The sequence below is a fragment of the Leptospira meyeri genome (genome assembly GCF_004368965.1).
Taxonomy (GTDB): domain Bacteria; phylum Spirochaetota; class Leptospiria; order Leptospirales; family Leptospiraceae; genus Leptospira_A; species Leptospira_A meyeri.
The window spans coordinates 1,559,525-1,578,312 of the sequence record NZ_SORO01000001.1 but is presented as its reverse complement, the minus strand read 5'-3'; the positions used below and the strand labels follow the sequence as shown (position 1 = coordinate 1,578,312).

Sequence of the window (18,788 nt, the reverse complement as noted above, 5' to 3'; positions counted from 1 at the left end):
TTCGGGAATAGGAAATGGATAAACAAAACAAAGATTACAGTATGAAAAGTTTGGGGAAACCTATTGCAATTGGAAGATCGGCAGATCTATTTGCCTTGCCTGAGAATAAAATCCTAAAACTTTTTTTTCCAGAGGCAAAAGAATCGGAAATTGATTTAGAAGTAGAAAATACCATTGAGGCTAACAGAAAAGGCGCATCTAAGATGCGGTGTTACGGGAAAGCCAAAGTAGAGAATCGATTTGGAATCATTTTCGACAGGTTGAATGGAATTTCACTCACTAAACTTCCTGATAAAAACCCATTGGAACTTTTTCGAATCGCGGGGAAATTAGCTCGTTTGCATTTCGGCATCCATCAAATTAAATCGGAACATTTTAAAGATGTTAAGGAAATTCTGAAACATTGTTTGGACTCAAAACCACTTTCTTTTTTAAGCGTTGGTGAAAAAGAAAATGCTAAATCCTATATTGCTGGATTACCCAATGGAAATTCTATCCTTCATTTGGATTTTCATCCAGAAAACGTGATCGTAGAAGGAAATGATGAGATCATCATCGATTGGATGACTGCAGCAAAGGGAAATCCTGCTTGTGATGTTGCTTTCACCTTCCTTCTGTTTACTGATGGGGAACTTTGGCCAGGAACACCAAAATTAAAAATCATCTTTTATACAATCATCCGAAAGTTTATTCTGAGTGGGTATTTAAAGGTATATAAGAATTTAAGTGGGATGACTGATGCCCAGATTGCTGCTTGGAGACTGCCTGCGCTCATCCTTCGATTGGGTCTATGGAATATTGAAAGTGAAAGAGAAAGTTTAAAAACACAAATCACTCGTTTGGTGGCAAATGGCGGTAAGGTATGAATTTAAAGTTAGATCGTTTTATCGATTCATATAACGGTGAAGAATTTGATGTCACAATCATCGGAGGAGGAATCACCGGCGCCACCTTGGCATACGAAGCAGCAAGCCGTGGTTATACGGTTGCTCTTATTGAAAAAAAAGATTTTGGTGGAGCCACCTCTGCTGCCACGGGAAAATTAATTCATGGCGGGCTTCGTTATCTAAAACAATTTGAAATCGGCCTTGTCAGAGAAGCATTAAAAGAAAGAAGGATACTTTCTAATATTGCACCTAATTTAGTATATCCCTACCCAATGGTACTCCCAAAACCCGGACTCATAGCAAGGATTGGACTTTTTGTTTATGATCTTCTTTCTTTTGATAGTAAGTGGACTTGGGATGAGTCCAAACAAATTCCCAATCATAAATACTTGAAACGAAAAGAACTCTTGGAACAGAATTTAGGTGATTTTGAAGATGCTGCTTTCTTTTATGATGCCATTTGTTTGAGTCCAGAAAGATTAACTCTTAGTTTTTTGAAATCTGCTGTTTCGTATGGTGCCAAAATTGCGAACTACACGGTTGTTGATGATTTGATTTGGCATGAGAATGCGGTTGTAGGGATTCAAGTCCACGATGCTTTGTCGCAAAAAAAATACCAAATTCGTTCTAAGGTAACGATCAATGCTTCAGGTCCTTGGACTCATAATATACTTTCTAAATCTCCGAAAACAGAGCAGCCCATGCCGAAAAAAAGGTCGGAAGGAATTTATATCATCACAAAAAAGTTAACAAACTTGATGACACTTTATGTGGGAGAGAAAGGTCATTTTAGTTTTGCCCCTTGGCGAGGACATTCGATGATTGGGCCAACTGAAAAATCTTATTTTGGGAATGTGGAAGATTGGAAACTGACCAAAGAAAGTATCCTCGAGTTTATCGATTATATCAATGAAACATCTCATATTAAGGAGAAGTTGTCGATAGATGATGTGGTATTTGCATATGGCGGTCTTCGTCCACTCATCGAAAGTTCGGATGATACCTATTCTGCATCCAGAAGGTCAGAACTTTATGATCATTCGCGGGATGGAATCCAAGGCCTCATCACCGCAGCAGGCGGAAAATACACCACAAGCAGACATTTTGCTGAATCAATTTTTAAAAGGATCAAAAAGAAACTTAAGAAAAAATCCACAGAGAACATTTCCGCAAAACAATACTTATATGCTTCACAAATCCCCAATATTGAAATTTTCATCCAAGGGGCTCAGAAACAGAACACAGAATTCTCTGAAAAGACAATCGATTATTTGGTTCGTCATTATGGATTGCAATATGAAATCATTTTGGAATTGGCAAGAAAGACAAAAAACTTAGCAGCTGTTTTGAATGCAGATGGAGAAATATTGGCAGAAGTTGTCTATGTAATTCGTTACGAAATGGCAAAATCCCTTTCAGACATTTTCTTAAGAAGAACAGGTCTTGGCACTCTCGGAATTCTCTCCGATGAAATCATGAAAGCGATTATTGATACGGCTGCTGCAGAATGGAACTGGTCAGAAGAAACAAAAAAGAAAGAAACCGAATCAATTTACAAAATTTTAAAATTACCTGTTTGATTCTGCCCGTTTGTTAATTTTCGGCTGACAAAGATCACTTTTCCCATTTACTATTTTGGTATGGGTAAAGTGATCACAATTGATACAGAGTATGCAAACTACACGGAGGTGGCTTCGGCCTATCTTTTAGAGGAGGAAGGTCATGGGGTGGTTGTGGAAACCAACACGACCCATGCCATTCCAAAAATTCTTAAAGTCATGGAGGCTGAAGGAATCAATCGGAACAACCTCGACTTTGTCATTGTGACCCATGTGCATTTAGACCATGCCGGTGGAGCTTGGGCACTTCTCGAATCCTGTCCCAATGCAACTCTTCTTGCTCATCCCAAAACCGCCAAACACTTGATCGATCCTAGTTTGTTAATCAAAAGTGCAACTTCCGTTTATGGAAAAGAAAACTTTGATTCTTTATATGGTGAAATCAAACCAATCCCTAAGGATAGAGTTCGTGTAATGGAAGATGGAGAATGGTTCACTTGGAGAGATCATTCACTTCAGTTTATTTACACGAAAGGACATGCGAACCATCACTTCTGTATTTATGACAAAAAAACAAATGGGATTTATACTGGTGATTCTTTTGGTATTTCTTACCCTCATTTAGAAAACAGAAAAAGATTTATTTTTCCCACAACAACACCAACTGACTTTGATGCAGAGGAAGCGGTTCATTCACTTGATCGGATTTTGGATACTGGAGCAGCGATCGCTTATCTCACTCACTATGGTCCGATTGGCGATTTAAAAAAGAATGCAGAGGATTTGAAGTTAGGACTCACTTTATGCAGGGAAGCCATTCAAATTTTAGAGACGATCCCCAAAGAAGAACGTCTCCCATTTATGGAATCTAAAGTGAAAGAGATGATCCAAACTCTAGCAAACAAAAATTCCATTGTTCTGACAGAATCTGATTGGAAGTTATTGCATCTGGATGTAAATTTAAATGCGCAAGGTTTAGTATTTGCTTTTGAAAAGAAACAGCCAAAAGGATGACTAGATTCGGACTATGTTCTCATTTAGACCGCATTTATTTTTTTTAAGCATCATTCCCATTTTGGTTTTGTTGGCATTACAATGTTCATTACGAACCAAATCGAAACCATCCAAGGATCCTCAAATCCAGATTCGATTTATATCAGATGAGTATGAAGAAACAAAATTCATTCCTTCTTCGTTGTTTGAATCGAAGGATTTGCTTTTGATTCTCGCTGAGTTGTCCAAAAAAGAAGATCCAGCAATGCGTTTTATTTCTACCAATAGGACTGAAGAAATTATGGAAGTGAATGGAAAATCAAATTCTTGGTCAGAAGGTTGGGTGGTATATGTGAATGAGGAAAAAATTGATGGGGTTCAAATGAAACGTGGAATACGTGTTAGCCCCAATGATAAAATTGAAATTCGGTATGAGGCAGTCGAACGCGTGTTTGGTCGTCCTACCCCATAGTCCATTGTTTGGATCGAAACAATTTTGAAAAAAACTTCGAGTCATCCCGATCGGTTTAGAGGTTTAAATTTTATCTGAGAGTGGTGAGTTCTCGGTAAGCTCTTACAAATCCATCTGACATTGTTTTTGCAAATGTCAAAGAGATTCTTGCTTTTTCTGCCGCGATCATCACGTCATGAAGTTCCACGGAGTTTGGATCAAAAACTATTTTTTGCGTGAGTTCATCCGCTTCCACTTGTTGGTCATTCACTTGTTCAAAGGCCTTTTTCAATGCATCTCCAAAAGTTCCGGCGACTTCATCGGGAGACTTGGCTTCATTCGTTTTACCGTAATGGCGTTCATTGGAGCGAAAGATTCCTACCTGATCACCTTGCGGGAGTAGGGAATGTGGTTTATACGTTTGGGAACTGATGTTTGAAATGCGATCAATGGACATGGTCTTTCCTCATTCTATTTTTCGGCGAAATCGAGAAAACCTAAAGGAAAAAATTATGTCACATTAAAAAAAGTGAGAATCGTGAGTTTGGCCGGGTCTTTACGCCCGACCGATCTCCATCGCCTTGTTCATCATAGCTTTCGATCCATTGATGAGTTGGACATTGGCCTCATAAGACCGGGAAGCGGAAATCATATCTGTCATCTCTGTTACGATATTGATATTCGGAAGTTCTACATATCCTTTTTTTGGGCCAGTTTGGATGGCATCCGGGTGAGTTGGATCATAAGTCAAACGAAGTGGGCTCATGTCCTTTTCGATTTTCATCACCTTTACCCCTTTGCCTTCACCAGGAGCCACACCAAAAGGATACACCGGACTTTTCCAATTGGTCCTTAAGTTAATTGGTGTTAGGATAATACGGTCCCGTCTAAAAGGGCCGTCACCATTGGTGTTTCTCGTTGTTGTCGAGTTAGCGATGTTATTTGAAATAACATCCATTCTGAGTCTTTGTGCGGAAAGTCCAGTAGCAGATATATTAATCGAATCAAACATTCCCATAATTTACTCCTTAGTTGGTTCTCATCACAATGTTGAGAAGGCGGTTGTTTTGGTTGAGTCTATCAATCATCAGGCTGTAACTCATTTGGTTTTGGTTTGCTTCTACCACTTCTTTTTCAATGTCTACGTTGTTTCCATCAGGTCTCATCGTAGTCAGATAGTCCAAATTGGTTTTTGGTTTGGCATCCCGGTAATCTAAAGGTTTAAAAAATTCAATATGGCGGTCGTTTGTGATTTTTGTTGGAACTGCTTTGTCCTTTTCGATTTTCTCTGATTCAATGGCCCGTTTGAGCATTGATTCAAACACCACTTCCGAACGTTTGAAGTTGGGTACATCTGCATTGGCAATATTATCTGTAATGACTTTTCGCCTCTGGGTCGCCGCACCGAGGCCACGTTCCAAAAGGTCCTGAGTTTTCATGAAATGTGTTGCTTCAAACATATTTCTCTTCCTCTCTACTTTCCCCTTCGACCGGTTTTTCTTCCCCCTAAAGCATTTTATGTCCCTTCTCTATGATTTTTTTTTGGCGGCCCCAATTGGATTCTAAAACCAAAATGATATGCTGCCCGGGTCGGGCTCTCCCTCCAATCCTCCCCAATGCTTTCTACTGAATGGACGAACGTAAAACCATTCGGGGAGGGATTTCCGCTCGATCCCTGCCGCGCGGGTTATGGAACTAGAATCCGAGTTCGGTAAGAGAGGTCTTTGGATATCAATTTGAGCCGATCTGGTTGGAAGTTGATCGATGGAAGAGAAGAGAACCTGATAGAGACGGTAGATTCGGTTACTATGGAAACTTGCTGGGAAAGGAAACGGGCTTATTTTTCACATCGGCTAGATAGTGAGAGTCGGTGGAAAAGGTGAGTCGGTTACTTTGGAAAGCGCGTGAAAAAAGAAAGTGACTGAATTTAGAAAGTCGCTGTCAATCGTAAGTCAGTTTCTTTGACAAGGGGGCATCGAAGGAAAGCCACTGAAAAAGGTAAGTCACTTACCTTTTCAACCGGATGAAAAAGATACGCACTCATCCTCGAAATTCACTTCCCTGATTCCATTCTTATCTCTTAGTCCTACACTCCAATTCCAGAAGTAGAGACTGGATGCGAGAGTTGTTGGCCAAAAATGAGTCAGAAAAAATTCCTACAATTCCCCGGAAGAGTTGGATGGGAACCCAACGCGCCGGTACGATGATTCTTGGTTTCCGGTGTTTCAAACCTTTTGCCAATGCCTTAGCTACTCTTTCGGGTGGGATGGCTTTTCTTAAAATAGGAGGAAATCCAATTTCTCGCATATTTGTTGTTAAACGGTCTCCTCCAAAAACATCCGTTGTCAGAGGTGTAGTAATCCAACCAGGATACAATACACTGGCACTTGCAGACTTTCCAGCAAGCTCTGCCCGAAGAGAACGTGCTAACATTTCAATCCCTGCTTTGGAAGTGGCATACGGTGCATTACACATTCCATTTGTGAAGGCGTAGATAGATGAAGTCACAACCACTTGGCCTTTGTTTTTTACAATTTCCGGTAAGGCTGATTTAATTGTGCGCCAAACACCAAACAAATCTACGTCCAAAATCTTTTCAAATTCAGATTCATCACAATTAAGAACAGTATAAGCAGATTCTTTCCATGAAATTCCAGCATTGGCAAATACAATATCAATTTTCCCAAAAGTGGAAACGGCGATGTTCGTTACTTTTTTTATGGATTTCCAATCAGTTACATTCATTGCCATTGCTAAAACTCTTTCTTTTGCAAACTCAGCTGCCAATGTATCAACTGATTTTTGAGATATATCCGTTAATACAAGTTTGGCGCCTTCTGCATATAATTCTCTTGCACAAGCCGCACCAATCCCACCAGCTGCTCCAGTAATCAGGATTACCTTGTCTTGGATTTGATAAACCATAACATTCCTCTTATCTCTGTTAAGGAATCATCTATACAAATGGTCAACATGTTATTCAAAAAGAATCAAATTCTGAATTTGTTTCTTTATTGGGTTTCTTCTAAGGTAAGTTCATTGATTTTTTGTTCCAAAAGTGCGATTTCTTTTTTGGATTTTGTCATTTGAATCGCCTTCTGATAATGTAATGAGGCCAATTCAATATTGGAATTAGAATATAAGTATCCAAGTAACGAATGATAATCACGATTTTTATAATCATTATAAACTCTTATCTCTTCCAATGCTTTTTGTTTCCCATAAACTTTTGAGTAGGCAAAAACTCTGTTTAAAAAAACAGATGGAGAGTTGTAAATTTCCGAAAAATTATCATATATATTTAAAATGTATTTCCATTTTTCTAATGATTCTTCTTGAGTATGCCAATAGGCAATGGCTGCTTCATAATGGTATCTCGAGCGTGAAGTTGTGCTAAATGCCTCTAAAAAATATTCATTTCCCTTTTGAATCAGGTCTTGGTCCCATTTGGATTTATCTTGGTCTGTAAAAATAACAACTGACCCCTGACTGTTTGTGCGAGAGTCGAGACGAGATGCCTGAAAACAAAAAAGTGACATTAGGGCTAACAATTCAGGTGTTTTAGTAGATTTTGAAAGGGTAAGGGAGAGTCCCAGATTCATAGCTTGTTTAATTAAATCAATTCGAATTACGGAGTCGTTTGTTTTTGATGAGTAACCTTCATTAAATAAAAGGTAAATTGTTAAAAGAACAGAGTCCATTCTCAATTTAATTTCATCAATGTTAAGATCTTTAATTTTAAACTTTGATTCTCGTAATTGTTCGCGTGCTCGGAATAGAATTTTTTTTACCGCTTCTTTGTTTGAATGAAGAGCAAATCCTATTTCTTCAACGCTAAAGCCACATAAAATTTGTAAACTTAAACAGACTCTACTTTTTGGAGAAATCGAATTTTCACAAACAGCAAAGATCATTGCGAGCTGGCTATCGGTAATCAAACTTTCTTCAAAACTAATGTCTTGTTGTTCCTCGAAATTTGAGTTTAGAATATTATTTATTTTTTTTGTTTCGGATGTTTTTTTTCTAAAACCATCTTTTGCTATATTTTTGGCAACAGTGTAAAGCCAAGCAGAAGGATTTTCTGGGATTCCATTTTGTGGCCAAACTTCGATGGCTCGTAAAAAAGTTTCAGCAATAATGTCCTCAACGAGATCAAGATCTTTTAAACTAAAATGACGGCACAAAACGGCCGTCATTTTCACTTGTTCTCTACGAAACAAATCCGAGAGGATTTGGGTTTCTTGATTAACTATGGTCATCAGGAGTTACGACTTTTCGAACTTCGACATTTCCTCCGATTTTTAAAATAGGACAACCCTTGGCAATTTCAACTGCTCCAGAAAGTGATTCTGATCTAACAATGATATAACCATTGATGAATTCTTTGATCTCAGTGTAAGGCCCATCCGTGACCAAATTACCCGGATGAACCGTTTTTGAATCTGTAATCGCCAAACGGTTTCCTTTGTCAGCCAATTGGTCTTTCGCCGATAAATTGGCCATCCAACCCATCCATTCCTGTAACACTTTTTGCATTTGGTCAGGGGAAGGCCTCTCGCCCTCTTGGTTGCTATTTCGAAAAATTAATGTGAACTCTTTCATTTTTTACCTCAAATGAATAACGTTTCCATTTTGGAAATGGGGACATGGATGAGAAAAAAAATCCCATCCATACCAGTTTCCTTTGTGGTAATTGTAAAAAAAAGTTCAAAATCGATCGTCTGGACTCATCTCTTGGCCTTTGTAGATCACCTAAACCTTTTTAAGAAGCTAACACTTCAGCTCCCACTTTTTTCTTTGGTTTTTGTTCTCTTCGTTTTCTGTCTCTTTCTTCTGTGACTTGCTCATAGTAAGATTCATAATATGGAAAGTTTGTTCCCATCAAACGGTCCCATACATTGAAATAAAGGGAATAGTTGCCCTGGAATTTTTGGTGATGGAGGTTATGGTGAGTGGATGTATTGATCCATTTGGTAATTGGGTGAGAAGCCCAACCTTTTGGGAAAAACTCATATCCTAAATGCCACCAAATATTCAGAATCATCGCATAAAAGGTATGGAATAAGACCACATAAAAATGTACAGGAACAAACATAACAAAAGGAACAATGTAGATGGCTTCTAAAAAAGCTTCTGTTGCTTGAAACCGGTAAGCAGCAAGTGGAGAAGGGTTGACTGATTGGTGGTGTTCCGAATGGACATGTGGGTAAACTTTTTTTATATGAGCGAATCTATGCATCCAATAGAACCAAGTTTCATGCCAAATTGTGAAAAGTAGGAAACTAAGGATAATATATCCGATTCCTGACCATCCTGTAACCGGTCCGAAATACACAGCACTTGGGACAATTTTTGCTTTCATCAAAGTGATATTCGTGACTGCAACTAAAGTGAAAACAATTAGTGTAATCGCAGATTGGCGAAACTCTTTCCAAACTTTTTCAGCTTTAGGATAAACTTTTTGGATGCGATAGGTTTCAAAAAAACCCTTTCGCCAAACATAGAATAAGAGAAATGCAAATCCTGCAATTGGGTAATAACGCAGAAAATTTAAAACACCTTGTGTGAAACCAATTTTGGTTACACAATCTAAAACTAAATCACACTCAACAGGTCCACCAAACATAAAACTCTCCTACCCCTTTGTCTCGAGAATGAAATCATTTTAACAAAAAACAAAATTCAAATCGACCGGATCGGTAAAGCCGGAATAAAAAAAGATTCCGATCGGGTCCATCCGGATCATTTCCCAAGTGACTTTCTAAATTCACTAGGACTTGTACCTACCTCCCGTTTGAAGGCGTCATAGAAAGTGGATTTAGAAGGGAAACCAACATCATAAGCGATGGTAAGGATATTTCGTTCCGGGTGCGAAGCAAAAAGTTCCTTTGCTTCGCGGATTCGGTAGTGGTTGACTAGATGAAAAAAACTCTTTTTTTGGTGGAGGTTCAAATATTCTGAAAGTTGGTGTTCGGAAAGATCCATTTGGTTGGCTAACTTTTCTAAATTGATACTTTCATCACGATAGATTCTTTCATCTTCCATCAAATGGATCAGTTGGTTTTGGAGTGTTTCCAAATTGAATCCACCCAATTGGGATGTTTGGTATTTTTTTTCTTCAATCACAATCCTTTGTACCTCACCCCATAGTTCTGGACTTTTTTGTCTGAGTAAGTAAATGCCAATCAAAAGTAACGCAATAAAGGTGGATACCAATTCGAGTCCATGTCTTTGGTGGAAAAATAAAGTGTAAACTCCTATCAAACTTGAAAAAGCGCCAATCCCTACAACAATTCCCACCAAACGAAGATGAGCTGAACTTTTGAAACGTTCCAAACGAATGTATTTTACCATTTGTCCGAAGACGTAAAAAGCAGCATAAAATATGGGAAAAACTGCTATGAGAATTGTGATTTGAAATTTAAGCGGAACTCCTTCTAACAAATATTTTGTGTGGAGCGCAATTTTTTCGGAAGCCGAAGAAAGGTAAAAAGGAGTCAGAAGGATGGTAACAATGGCTGCGGGAACCAGTTCCCAAAATGAAAATTGATTTCTATTGGGACTTTCATCCCAAAGTTCTGAAAAATATCGTTTGAGGAGGGCACCAATACATGCCGTGAAAGGCAAATGGATCAAATAAAAATGCGGAAAAAGTTGGTAAAGTCCACTGGTCGTAAAAAAGGTATGCGCTTGGAACATTGCTGCAAAGAGAAATAATAAACCCTGCACTTTGGTTTGCCCACTCGAGTTTTTTCTCAGGAATTCTCCCCAGGCAAAGAGTAGAGAAAGTCCTGCAGAAAAAGCAATCAAATGACTTGTGAGATTCCACATTGTGGTTCATATTTGAATCAATCGATTGGATTGTAAAATAAAATCACTTGCCTCGGGTTCGTTCCGAATTAGAATTACGTTTGAAACGTGGATACCATTCATCGACAATCCTCCTTTCTTTGGGAAGGAAGCAACTTAGAAATCCATCTCCCGGCGGTCTTTACTGCCTCGGAAACCGGAAAAGATTGGACAACCTTTTTCGATATCATAAAAAAAAATCCCCCTCGCTCTGTCGTCGTACATGCAGGTAATTTGACAGAAGCAGATTCTTCCGGGGTTTCATTTTTAAAACTAATTCGATTGGAATGTGAACAAAGAAAAATTCAATTCACCTTATATGGATTAGGTGAACAATTTAGATACCGCCTAAGTGTTTCCGAAGACGATAGCAAAAAAAATAAAGAAACACATTCTTACTCTTTGAGAAGATCAGAAAAAATCGGAAAACTTACCATTGATTCTTTGTTAGAGTTCAAATACTTAATCACTTTTACAGGTGAACTTACGGTTTCTTTTTGGCGATCTTTTTTGCATCCTTCTAAAATCCGATGGAAAGATACCTTTCGCGTAGCTGAATCTATGGGGGTTAATGCATTCCCAATCATTGCAATGATTGGATTTTTGCTTGGCCTTATCATGTCCTTCCAATCAGCAATTCCTATGAGAAGGTTTGGAGCAGAAATTTTTGTCGCAAATCTTGTGGGTCTTTCTTTGTTTCGGGAGCTTGGTCCACTGATGACAGCTTTCATTCTTTCTGGAAGGTCTGGTTCTGCATTTGCTGCGGAGCTGGGAACTATGAAAGTTTCTGAAGAAATTGATGCATTGACTACGATGGGTCTTCCTCCGGTTCAATTTCTCATTATCCCTCGTTTGGTGGCGTCTTTACTCATGACTCCTCTCCTCACCATTGTCTTTAATCTATTTGGACTTATCGGTGGAGCAGTGGTGTTGATTAGTTTTGGTTTCCCACTCATTACTTTCATCAACCAAGTGAATTTGGCAGTGGGTTTGTCCGATATTTTAGGTGGACTCTTAAAATCTTATTTTTTTGGGATGATCATTGCATCCATTGGTTGTTATCGAGGTCTAAAAACTGCATCGGGAGCAGGAGCTGTTGGAGAATCTACCACCTCAGCCGTTGTTGGTTCTATCATACTTGTTTCCATCCTAGATGGAATTTTTTCCGTCTTATACTTTTATTTACGAATATGAAAGAAAAACCAATCATTCGAGTGGAACATTTGACAACGGGATATGGCCATACTGTCATTATGGAAGATATCTCATTTGAAGTGAACCGAGGAGAAATATTTGGAATTCTCGGCGGTTCAGGCTGTGGTAAATCTACGGTTTTAAAAAATATGATTGGTTTAACATCACCATTTAGTGGTCGTATATGGATTGATGAAGATGACATCGTTTTGGCAGAAGGAAAGAAAAAAATAGAAATCTGGAACCGAATTGGAGTGATGTACCAACAAAGTGCTTTGTTTGGGTCCATGTCCTTATTAGAGAATATTCGATTACCTTTAGAAGAATTTACAAAACTCCCTTTGCCAATCATGAATGAAATTGCCATGACCAAATTAAAAATGGTTGGGCTTTTCCCCTTTGCTCATCTGTATCCTGCTGAACTTTCGGGCGGTATGAAAAAACGTGCGGCCATTGCTCGTGCTATGGCAATGGATCCAGAGATTCTATTTTTAGATGAACCTAGTGCAGGATTAGATCCGATCACAAGCGTGGAATTAGACCACCTAATCATTCGTTTGTCGAGAACACTAGGAGTTACTTTTGTAATCGTAACACATGAACTTCCTTCCGTGTTTACTATGGCGGATAGAGTGATTGTTTTAGACAAAGGTAAAAAAGGAATCATTGCAGAAGGCAAACCGAAAGACTTAAAAGAAAAATCAAAAGACCCTTTTGTAAAACAATTCTTCAACCGTATCCCTCAGGAGAGTTCTCAATTATGAACCAATCGAATAAAATTTATTTCAAAGTTGGGATTTTTGTCCTAGTTAGTTTTTTTACACTGATTTTGTTTTTGATTGTATTCACTGCCGGAAACATCTTTCAAAGATCGGTCAGCCTTGAGACTTATTTCGATGAATCGGTCCAAGGTCTCGATATCGGTTCTCCAGTGAAACACCGTGGTGTAAAAGTCGGAACAGTCCAAGAGATCACTTTTGTACAAAATGAATATTCGGACAAACTCACAGAAGATACAGAACTTCGGTATGGAAGATATGTTTTAATTAAAATGTCCGTTCCTGATTTTGTGAAAGGTGTTTATGGAAATGATTTAAAGAAAACTGTGCAGAGAATGATCCAGAGCGGGCTTCGTGTGCGTCTCGCATCGCAAGGGTTAACTGGAACTGCCTACCTCGAAGTTGACTATTTAAATCCAGAAAAAAATCCTCCTTTGTCTATTGAATGGGAACCAAAAACAATTTACATTCCTTCTGCACCAAGTACAATCTCTCGTTTCACTGCTTCCGTAGATAAATTTTTTGACAAAGTTGAAAAAGCAGATGTTGATAAAATTCTATTGGGTGTGGGTGAACTCATTCGAAATTTGAACCAAACCATCCAAGAAGCAAAGTTGGGAGATTTGGCACGTGAATCTACAGGGCTTCTTGTAGACCTTCGTAAAACAAACGCAGAGGTCAAAGCACTCATTGCGAGTCCTGAAACGCAAGGATTGCCAAAAAAATTAGATGCATCTGTTACACAATTACAAACTACTTTAAAACGTTTGGATACACTCCTTGTAGCGAATCAGGGCGATATATCTACATCAATTGAAAATTTACGCATTGCATCAGAGGACTTAAAAGAAGTGACATCGAATGCTAAAAAATACCCATCTCAGTTTCTTTTCGGAGAAGCACCAAACAAGTCTAAACTTTGGAAATAAAAGTATGAAAGCTTTGACCCGTTTTTTTATTTTAATTGGATTCACATTTATTTTAACCCAGTGTTTTGGCGTTAGTAAAACTTTTCCTGAAAAAAGATTTTTTTTAATCGAGGTTGGTGAAATCAAACAATTGTTTGCTGTTCCGAAGCCAAGGACTTTTATTGTTCGAAAGGTTTTTATATCCCAAAGATTCGAAGGAAAAGAATTTGTGTATCGCAAAGAAAATGCTGTATACGAATCCGATTTTTATAATAGTTTTTTTATTCCGCCGGCCCATAACTTTAAGGAAGAGTTTGTCCGTTCTCTTTTGAAGTCAGGTAACTTTGAATGGGATGCGAGTATGAACACCAGAATCAATGTTACGCATTTTATTGAATTAAACCTTTCCCAAATGTATGGTGACTTTCGTACGAAAGAACCAAAAGCGGTTCTAGAATTTGAGATTGTGGTATATGAAGATAAGGATTCTATTTCCACTCCTGTATTCCGAAAAACTTATAAACAAATCCAACCCATTGAAAAAAAAGATTCCGAGGCTTTGGTTCTTGGGTGGAATCTTGGTCTCACCAATACGTTCAATGAGTTAAATGTCGATCTAAGCACGAGGTTAAAATGAGTTTGGGATTCAAAAAAACTCATAAAGTAACAGTTCCGGTTTAATGTGTTTTTTTCTTTAAAAGATACACGGAGCTTATCAGAAAGGAGGTTGCTTTTCTATAAAAACTAGTGTCAATAGTAAGATCTTAAAGGACGTACTATGCGACTCATTGAATCCATTGCACCATTTTACATTCTACTTTTACTACTCGAGGTAATTTACACTCGTTTAAGAAAACAAGATTATTATTTTTATGAAGATTCTTTGGCTGATTTGAGTTTGGGAGTGCTCAGCCGAATTTTTGACGGTATGATCCTTCTCGGTTTGGTTTTTGTATACAATGAATTATACAAAATTTCTTGGGGGATTACCTTTCTTTCAAAAATCTTTTTATCAACATCTTCTCCTTTTCATTGGATTCTCCTTTTTATACTCCTCGATTTTTTGTTTTATTGGGCTCATCGTTATAGCCATGAAATCAAAGTTTTGTGGGCTTCTCATGTAGTACATCATTCAAGTGAAGAATTTAATTTGTCTGTTGCTCTTCGGCAGTCTTTTGTTCGTAATATAGGAATCGGACTATTTTATTTGCCTCTTTCTCTTCTTGGATTCCCAGTGGAATCTTATTTGATCATTGATGCATTAAATCGTACATATCAATTCTGGGTTCATACTCGCACTATTAAAAAACTCAACAAGTGGTTCGAATTTATATTTGTAACACCATCTCATCATAGGGTCCACCATGCTATGAATCCAGAATATATTGATAGAAACTATGGAGGAGTGTTTATCATTTGGGATCGTATTTTTGGAACTTTTTGTGAAGAAAAACAAGAACCTAGATATGGACTTGTTTCTCAACTGAATACTTATGATCCAGTGAAGGCGGAACTTCATGTGTTCCGTGATTTGTTTGGCGATTTGTGGAAAACAAAATATAAGTGGCAAGGGATTCGTTCTTTTTTTTCTTACCCTTCTGTTCGGCCTGATGACCTCCAATCGATTCTTGACCGCGGTGTCAGAGACCCAAAAATATGGTTGAATCATAACAAGTGGGATATTGATAGAAAATCTAGATTACCACAATACAGACGTAAAGTGGGAACATCAATTGATCGAGTTTATCTTTTGATTTCTTTTTTGATCCCTACTGCATTTACTCTATACTTTTTAAAAAGAATGCATCTTTATTCTTTGGGAGAAACAATCTCTGTATTTTTTCTTTTGGTTTTTTCTTTTGTTTCCTTGGGAAGGCTTTTGGAAGGCGAAAGAAATTGGTTCCGATTTGAGATTCCAAAATATATTTCTTGGCTTGTGCTTCTCGGCTATTTTTTCTTATAGTAGGAAAATATGAAATATTTACATACAATGATTCGTGTATTGGATTTGGACCGTGCTTTAAATTTTTTTGTGGATATCCTTGGTTTAAAAGTCACCCGAAGGAATGAACACCCGGAAGGCAAATTCACTCTTGTGTTTTTGTCTACAGGTGATGCAGAAGCCCCAGAGATCGAACTCACATACAATTGGGGCCAAACGGATCCATATACGGTGGGTAGAAATTTTGGTCATTTGGCATATGAGGTAGATGATATTTATCTTACTTGTGAACGAATTCAGAAAATGGGAGTTCAAATCAATCGTCCCCCGCGCGATGGTCGTATGGCGTTTGTTAGGTCACCTGATCTCATTTCAATTGAGCTTTTACAAAAAGGGAATCCGTTACCTCCTAAGGAACCTTGGGTATCTATGCCAAATACTGGTGAGTGGTAAGATTGAAAAAAAAACCAAGAGTTGCCATTATCGGTGCGGGTGCTTCAGGATGTTTTGCAGCACTACAGATCGAAGCTGAGTTACAAGGTTTATGTGAAATTCAAATTTTTGAAAAATCGAAAGAACCTCTTTCTAAACTTCGAATATCCGGTGGTGGGAGATGCAATGTAACCCATAACCTTTTTGATCCAGAACTTCTTTCTGATCGTTACCCAAGAGGAAACAAGGAACTACGATGGGCTTTTGAAAGTTTTGGACCCAAAAATACGATCGATTGGTTTGAGAAAAGGGGAGTTTCTCTGAAAGCAGAAGCAGATGGAAGGATGTTTCCAACGACAGATTCTTCTGAAACGATCATCCAATGTTTCCTAAACGAATTAAAATCTAAAAAGATCCCAATTCACTTTGAACAAGGGTTAGTTGGTATATATACAAACGCCAAATCGGATCTTTCTTATGAATTCCGTGTTCTTTGGGAAGGTGGTATGGAAGATACTTTTGATTTTGTTGTCATCGCAACCGGTTCCAACAGAAAGGTTTGGAGTATTCTGAAAAAATTAGGACATAAAATCATTCCTCCAGTCCCTTCTCTTTTCACTTTGACTTTGGAAAATACTGATCTTATGGAATTAACTGGCCTCGTGGTTCCTTTTTCTGAAATCAAAGTTTTACCCAAAGGCAAACCACAAAAAGGTCCGATTCTGATTACACATTGGGGTTTGAGCGGTCCTGCCGCTTTACGATTGTCAGCTTGGGAAGCTCGGAATTTATTTGAAGAAAGTTATAAAGTAGATCTGTCCATCAATTGGATTGGAGGGGGGAAGGCTCAAAACATTGAGGAAATTTACCTTTCAAAAAAAGAAAAATCTCCTGCAGAAAAATTGACACCAGATCCGGATTGGAAACTTCCCAGTCGATTTTGGGAGTGGTTATTAAAAGAAACAAAGATTCAACCAAATAAACGTTATTCAGATATTTCCAAATCGGAAATTCGAAATTTGAGTCTTACTCTAACACAGACTAAATTAAGAATGGTTGCGAAAGGAGTATTCAAAGAAGAGTTTGTGACGGCAGGCGGAGTTTCTAGAAAAGATATACAATTCCAAACCATGGAAAGTAAAAAAACGCCTGGGCTTTTTTTTACTGGCGAAGTTATCGATGTGGATGGAATTACCGGTGGGTTTAATTTTCAGAATGCTTGGACTACGGCTACCATCGCAGCCCGAGGCATTCGTAAAGTCGTTGTTATTTGATTCTGTGTATTTGAATAAAATCAACAGTTTGTGCTACCGATCCTGGCGCACCTGATAGTATTACAACAGTATCTCCGGATTTTAACTTACCTTCTGATTTTAGAGTTTTACTCATAAAAGCAATCATATCAGGGAATTTATCCATCATCGGCATCACATAAGCTTCCACACCCCAATACAACTGCATCTTTCTTGCTGTACCCAAAAATGGTGTGAATGAATAAATTGGTTTCGAAGGACGAAATTCGGATGATAGTAGTGATGAATATCCAGATCTTGTGAAATTGATAATCGCCTTTGCATTGATCAATCGAGAAATTGATTCTGCAGCACTTCCAAGGGCGGTTCGTTCAACTTCAAATTCCGTTCGATCCATATTTCTCAAATGAGATAAGTATATTTCTGATTCTTCTGCAGCTTGGATGATACTTGTCATTGTTTTGACAGTTTCTATTGGATATTTCCCCGAGGCAGTTTCACCTGACAACATTACCGCATCTGTTCCATCCATAACAGCATTGGCAACGTCACTTGCTTCAGCACGAGTGGGACGTGGATTATCAATCATAGTTTCTAACATTTGTGTTGCGGTGATCACTGGTTTCCCTTGCTGGTTAAGTTTTGTGATCATCTCTTTTTGAATGATGGGAACATATTGTGTGTCTAACTCCACACCTAAGTCTCCTCGTGCGATCATGATACCATCACAGTTTTCGATGATTTCTTCAATATTTTGAATGGCTTCAGGCCGTTCAATTTTTGCGATGAGTCCTGCATAACTATCTTTCATAAATTGTCTTGCCATCTCTAAATCACTGGCTCGTCGAACAAACGATAAAGCAATGTAGTCAACTCCGAGGGATAATGCGAATTGTAAATCTTCGATGTCTTTTTCTGAAAGAGCAGGGGCGGAAATTGGAGTTCCAGGAAGATTGATTCCTTTATTATCTTTTAAGGTTCCTCCAATGACGGTTTCTAAAATTGCTTTTTCTTTTGTTTTGGATTTTACAACGAACGAAAGTTTGCCATCATCAATCAAAAGTTTATGCCCAACATCAATGTCATTTAAGATGTATTGGTAAGTGCATCCAATTTCTTCCCTTGTTCCAAGAAAATCCGACTTGTTATTGATAGCAATTTGATCACCCGATTTGAGCTCCAAAGGCCCAGTCCCTAATTTTCCGGTTCTGATTTTGGGACCTTGTAAATCTGCAAGGATGCCGATGGACTTACCTGATTCTTGCTCACATTCACGCAATAATTCGAAGATATCTTTGTGGTAATCATGAGTGGAATGGGAAAAATTCATCCGTGCCAAATCCATTCCTGAATAAATAAGATTTAGTATGGTTTCGCGATTTGCTGAGGCAGGGCCAATGGTGCAGATGATTTTCGTGCGTTTGTTAGGGATTTTGCTGTCTTCCGGCATAGACCCTATTCTTAGCTTTTTTGATTTTTCCTGCAAGTAAATTGTACGGTTTGAATTGACTTGTGTCATTTTTAACAAAAATATCATTTTA

20 protein-coding genes are annotated in these 18,788 nt (G+C 38.2%); 11 read left to right on the top strand and 9 right to left on the bottom strand.

What is annotated here, in order from left to right; all coding sequences use genetic code 11:
* The first annotated feature begins 14 nt into the window (after nt 1–14).
* Genes CLV96_RS07325 through CLV96_RS07310 form a run of 4 tightly spaced genes read left to right on the top strand, consistent with a single transcriptional unit; the run spans nt 15 to nt 3,911 of the window.
* The gene (locus tag CLV96_RS07325) at nt 15–866 is read left to right on the top strand and encodes an aminoglycoside phosphotransferase family protein (protein WP_004784257.1); all 852 of its coding nucleotides are present in this window, start codon (nt 15–17) and stop codon (nt 864–866) included.
* Nucleotides 863–2,467 (top strand): glycerol-3-phosphate dehydrogenase/oxidase, encoded by a 1,605-nt coding sequence (locus CLV96_RS07320; RefSeq protein WP_004785394.1) that lies wholly within the window; start codon nt 863–865, stop codon nt 2,465–2,467. Before CLV96_RS07325 ends, CLV96_RS07320 begins: the two co-directional genes overlap by 4 nt.
* A gap of 60 nt (nt 2,468–2,527) precedes the next feature.
* Complete coding sequence (locus CLV96_RS07315) at nt 2,528–3,460, top strand: MBL fold metallo-hydrolase (RefSeq protein WP_004786573.1); 933 nt, start codon at nt 2,528–2,530, stop codon at nt 3,458–3,460.
* A 13-nt stretch (nt 3,461–3,473) separates the two neighbouring features.
* Nucleotides 3,474–3,911 carry a hypothetical protein gene (locus CLV96_RS07310; protein ID WP_004787249.1) on the top strand — a complete coding sequence of 146 codons (438 nt, stop codon included), beginning with the start codon at nt 3,474–3,476 and terminating at the stop codon, nt 3,909–3,911.
* Nucleotides 3,912–3,981: 70 nt separating this feature from the next.
* Here the strand turns inward: CLV96_RS07310 and fliE are convergent, their stop codons facing one another.
* The 8 genes from fliE to CLV96_RS07270 form a co-directional block, all read right to left on the bottom strand.
* Nucleotides 3,982–4,347 (bottom strand): flagellar hook-basal body complex protein FliE, encoded by a 366-nt coding sequence (fliE, locus tag CLV96_RS07305; RefSeq protein WP_004784281.1) that lies wholly within the window; start codon nt 4,345–4,347, stop codon nt 3,982–3,984.
* 99 nt (nt 4,348–4,446) lie between these two features.
* Nucleotides 4,447–4,908, bottom strand: a complete 462-nt coding sequence (gene flgC / locus CLV96_RS07300) for a flagellar basal body rod protein FlgC (RefSeq protein ID WP_004785607.1) — start codon at nt 4,906–4,908, stop codon at nt 4,447–4,449.
* 10 nt (nt 4,909–4,918) lie between these two features.
* Nucleotides 4,919–5,350: a flagellar basal body rod protein FlgB gene (gene flgB / locus CLV96_RS07295; RefSeq protein WP_002975016.1), complete on the bottom strand. Its 432-nt coding sequence runs from the start codon at nt 5,348–5,350 to the stop codon at nt 4,919–4,921.
* 613 nt (nt 5,351–5,963) lie between these two features.
* On the bottom strand, nt 5,964–6,815 hold the full coding sequence (locus CLV96_RS07290) for an SDR family NAD(P)-dependent oxidoreductase (RefSeq protein WP_004784685.1): 852 nt from the start codon (nt 6,813–6,815) through the stop codon (nt 5,964–5,966).
* An 86-nt stretch (nt 6,816–6,901) separates the two neighbouring features.
* Nucleotides 6,902–8,149 (bottom strand): RNA polymerase sigma factor, encoded by a 1,248-nt coding sequence (locus tag CLV96_RS07285; RefSeq protein ID WP_004786530.1) that lies wholly within the window; start codon nt 8,147–8,149, stop codon nt 6,902–6,904.
* Complete coding sequence (locus CLV96_RS07280; protein WP_004786709.1) at nt 8,136–8,492, bottom strand: YciI family protein; 357 nt, start codon at nt 8,490–8,492, stop codon at nt 8,136–8,138. The genes CLV96_RS07285 and CLV96_RS07280 overlap by 14 nt, the downstream gene beginning before the upstream one ends.
* A gap of 160 nt (nt 8,493–8,652) precedes the next feature.
* Entirely contained in the window at nt 8,653–9,516 is an 864-nt protein-coding gene (locus tag CLV96_RS07275; protein WP_004784308.1) for a sterol desaturase family protein, read from the bottom strand.
* A 116-nt stretch (nt 9,517–9,632) separates the two neighbouring features.
* Complete coding sequence (locus CLV96_RS07270) at nt 9,633–10,721, bottom strand: AraC family transcriptional regulator (RefSeq protein ID WP_004785294.1); 1,089 nt, start codon at nt 10,719–10,721, stop codon at nt 9,633–9,635.
* A gap of 87 nt (nt 10,722–10,808) precedes the next feature.
* Here CLV96_RS07270 and CLV96_RS07265 point away from each other — a divergent pair, with 87 nt between their 5' ends.
* From CLV96_RS07265 to CLV96_RS07235, 7 genes are all read left to right on the top strand, one after another.
* Nucleotides 10,809–11,933 carry an MlaE family ABC transporter permease gene (locus CLV96_RS07265; protein WP_004785727.1) on the top strand — a complete coding sequence of 375 codons (1,125 nt, stop codon included), beginning with the start codon at nt 10,809–10,811 and terminating at the stop codon, nt 11,931–11,933.
* Nucleotides 11,930–12,697, top strand: coding sequence for an ABC transporter ATP-binding protein (locus tag CLV96_RS07260; RefSeq protein WP_004786946.1), 768 nt, complete (start codon nt 11,930–11,932; stop codon nt 12,695–12,697). The genes CLV96_RS07265 and CLV96_RS07260 overlap by 4 nt, the downstream gene beginning before the upstream one ends.
* Nucleotides 12,694–13,641 carry an MlaD family protein gene (locus CLV96_RS07255; RefSeq protein WP_004787290.1) on the top strand — a complete coding sequence of 316 codons (948 nt, stop codon included), beginning with the start codon at nt 12,694–12,696 and terminating at the stop codon, nt 13,639–13,641. The genes CLV96_RS07260 and CLV96_RS07255 overlap by 4 nt, the downstream gene beginning before the upstream one ends.
* A 4-nt stretch (nt 13,642–13,645) precedes the next feature.
* Complete coding sequence (locus CLV96_RS07250) at nt 13,646–14,257, top strand: ABC-type transport auxiliary lipoprotein, LBF_0736 family (RefSeq protein ID WP_004784795.1); 612 nt, start codon at nt 13,646–13,648, stop codon at nt 14,255–14,257.
* A gap of 141 nt (nt 14,258–14,398) precedes the next feature.
* The gene (locus CLV96_RS07245) at nt 14,399–15,583 is read left to right on the top strand and encodes a sterol desaturase family protein (RefSeq protein ID WP_004785272.1); all 1,185 of its coding nucleotides are present in this window, start codon (nt 14,399–14,401) and stop codon (nt 15,581–15,583) included.
* 9 nt (nt 15,584–15,592) lie between these two features.
* Nucleotides 15,593–16,015, top strand: a complete 423-nt coding sequence (locus CLV96_RS07240; protein WP_004787079.1) for a VOC family protein — start codon at nt 15,593–15,595, stop codon at nt 16,013–16,015.
* Between the two features lie 2 nt (nt 16,016–16,017).
* Nucleotides 16,018–17,268: a BaiN/RdsA family NAD(P)/FAD-dependent oxidoreductase gene (locus CLV96_RS07235; RefSeq protein ID WP_004785426.1), complete on the top strand. Its 1,251-nt coding sequence runs from the start codon at nt 16,018–16,020 to the stop codon at nt 17,266–17,268.
* On the opposite strand, the gene pyk is transcribed toward CLV96_RS07235, so the two are convergent.
* Nucleotides 17,261–18,697, bottom strand: a complete 1,437-nt coding sequence (pyk, locus tag CLV96_RS07230) for a pyruvate kinase (RefSeq protein WP_004784302.1) — start codon at nt 18,695–18,697, stop codon at nt 17,261–17,263. The two genes, CLV96_RS07235 and pyk, sit on opposite strands and share 8 nt — an antisense overlap.
* Between the last annotated feature and the right edge of the window lie 91 nt (nt 18,698–18,788).

Coding starts and splice junctions, on each gene's coding strand:
- CLV96_RS07325 (WP_004784257.1), top strand. CDS start 15: ATGGATAAACAAAACAAAGATTACAGTATGAAAAGTTTGGGGAAACCT.
- CLV96_RS07320 (WP_004785394.1), top strand. CDS start 863: ATGAATTTAAAGTTAGATCGTTTTATCGATTCATATAACGGTGAAGAA.
- CLV96_RS07315 (WP_004786573.1), top strand. CDS start 2,528: ATGGGTAAAGTGATCACAATTGATACAGAGTATGCAAACTACACGGAG.
- CLV96_RS07310 (WP_004787249.1), top strand. CDS start 3,474: ATGTTCTCATTTAGACCGCATTTATTTTTTTTAAGCATCATTCCCATT.
- fliE (WP_004784281.1), bottom strand. CDS start 4,347: ATGTCCATTGATCGCATTTCAAACATCAGTTCCCAAACGTATAAACCA.
- flgC (WP_004785607.1), bottom strand. CDS start 4,908: ATGGGAATGTTTGATTCGATTAATATATCTGCTACTGGACTTTCCGCA.
- flgB (WP_002975016.1), bottom strand. CDS start 5,350: ATGTTTGAAGCAACACATTTCATGAAAACTCAGGACCTTTTGGAACGT.
- CLV96_RS07290 (WP_004784685.1), bottom strand. CDS start 6,815: ATGGTTTATCAAATCCAAGACAAGGTAATCCTGATTACTGGAGCAGCT.
- CLV96_RS07285 (WP_004786530.1), bottom strand. CDS start 8,149: ATGACCATAGTTAATCAAGAAACCCAAATCCTCTCGGATTTGTTTCGT.
- CLV96_RS07280 (WP_004786709.1), bottom strand. CDS start 8,492: ATGAAAGAGTTCACATTAATTTTTCGAAATAGCAACCAAGAGGGCGAG.
- CLV96_RS07275 (WP_004784308.1), bottom strand. CDS start 9,516: ATGTTTGGTGGACCTGTTGAGTGTGATTTAGTTTTAGATTGTGTAACC.
- CLV96_RS07270 (WP_004785294.1), bottom strand. CDS start 10,721: ATGTGGAATCTCACAAGTCATTTGATTGCTTTTTCTGCAGGACTTTCT.
- CLV96_RS07260 (WP_004786946.1), top strand. CDS start 11,930: ATGAAAGAAAAACCAATCATTCGAGTGGAACATTTGACAACGGGATAT.
- CLV96_RS07255 (WP_004787290.1), top strand. CDS start 12,694: ATGAACCAATCGAATAAAATTTATTTCAAAGTTGGGATTTTTGTCCTA.
- CLV96_RS07250 (WP_004784795.1), top strand. CDS start 13,646: ATGAAAGCTTTGACCCGTTTTTTTATTTTAATTGGATTCACATTTATT.
- CLV96_RS07245 (WP_004785272.1), top strand. CDS start 14,399: ATGCGACTCATTGAATCCATTGCACCATTTTACATTCTACTTTTACTA.
- CLV96_RS07240 (WP_004787079.1), top strand. CDS start 15,593: ATGAAATATTTACATACAATGATTCGTGTATTGGATTTGGACCGTGCT.
- pyk (WP_004784302.1), bottom strand. CDS start 18,697: ATGCCGGAAGACAGCAAAATCCCTAACAAACGCACGAAAATCATCTGC.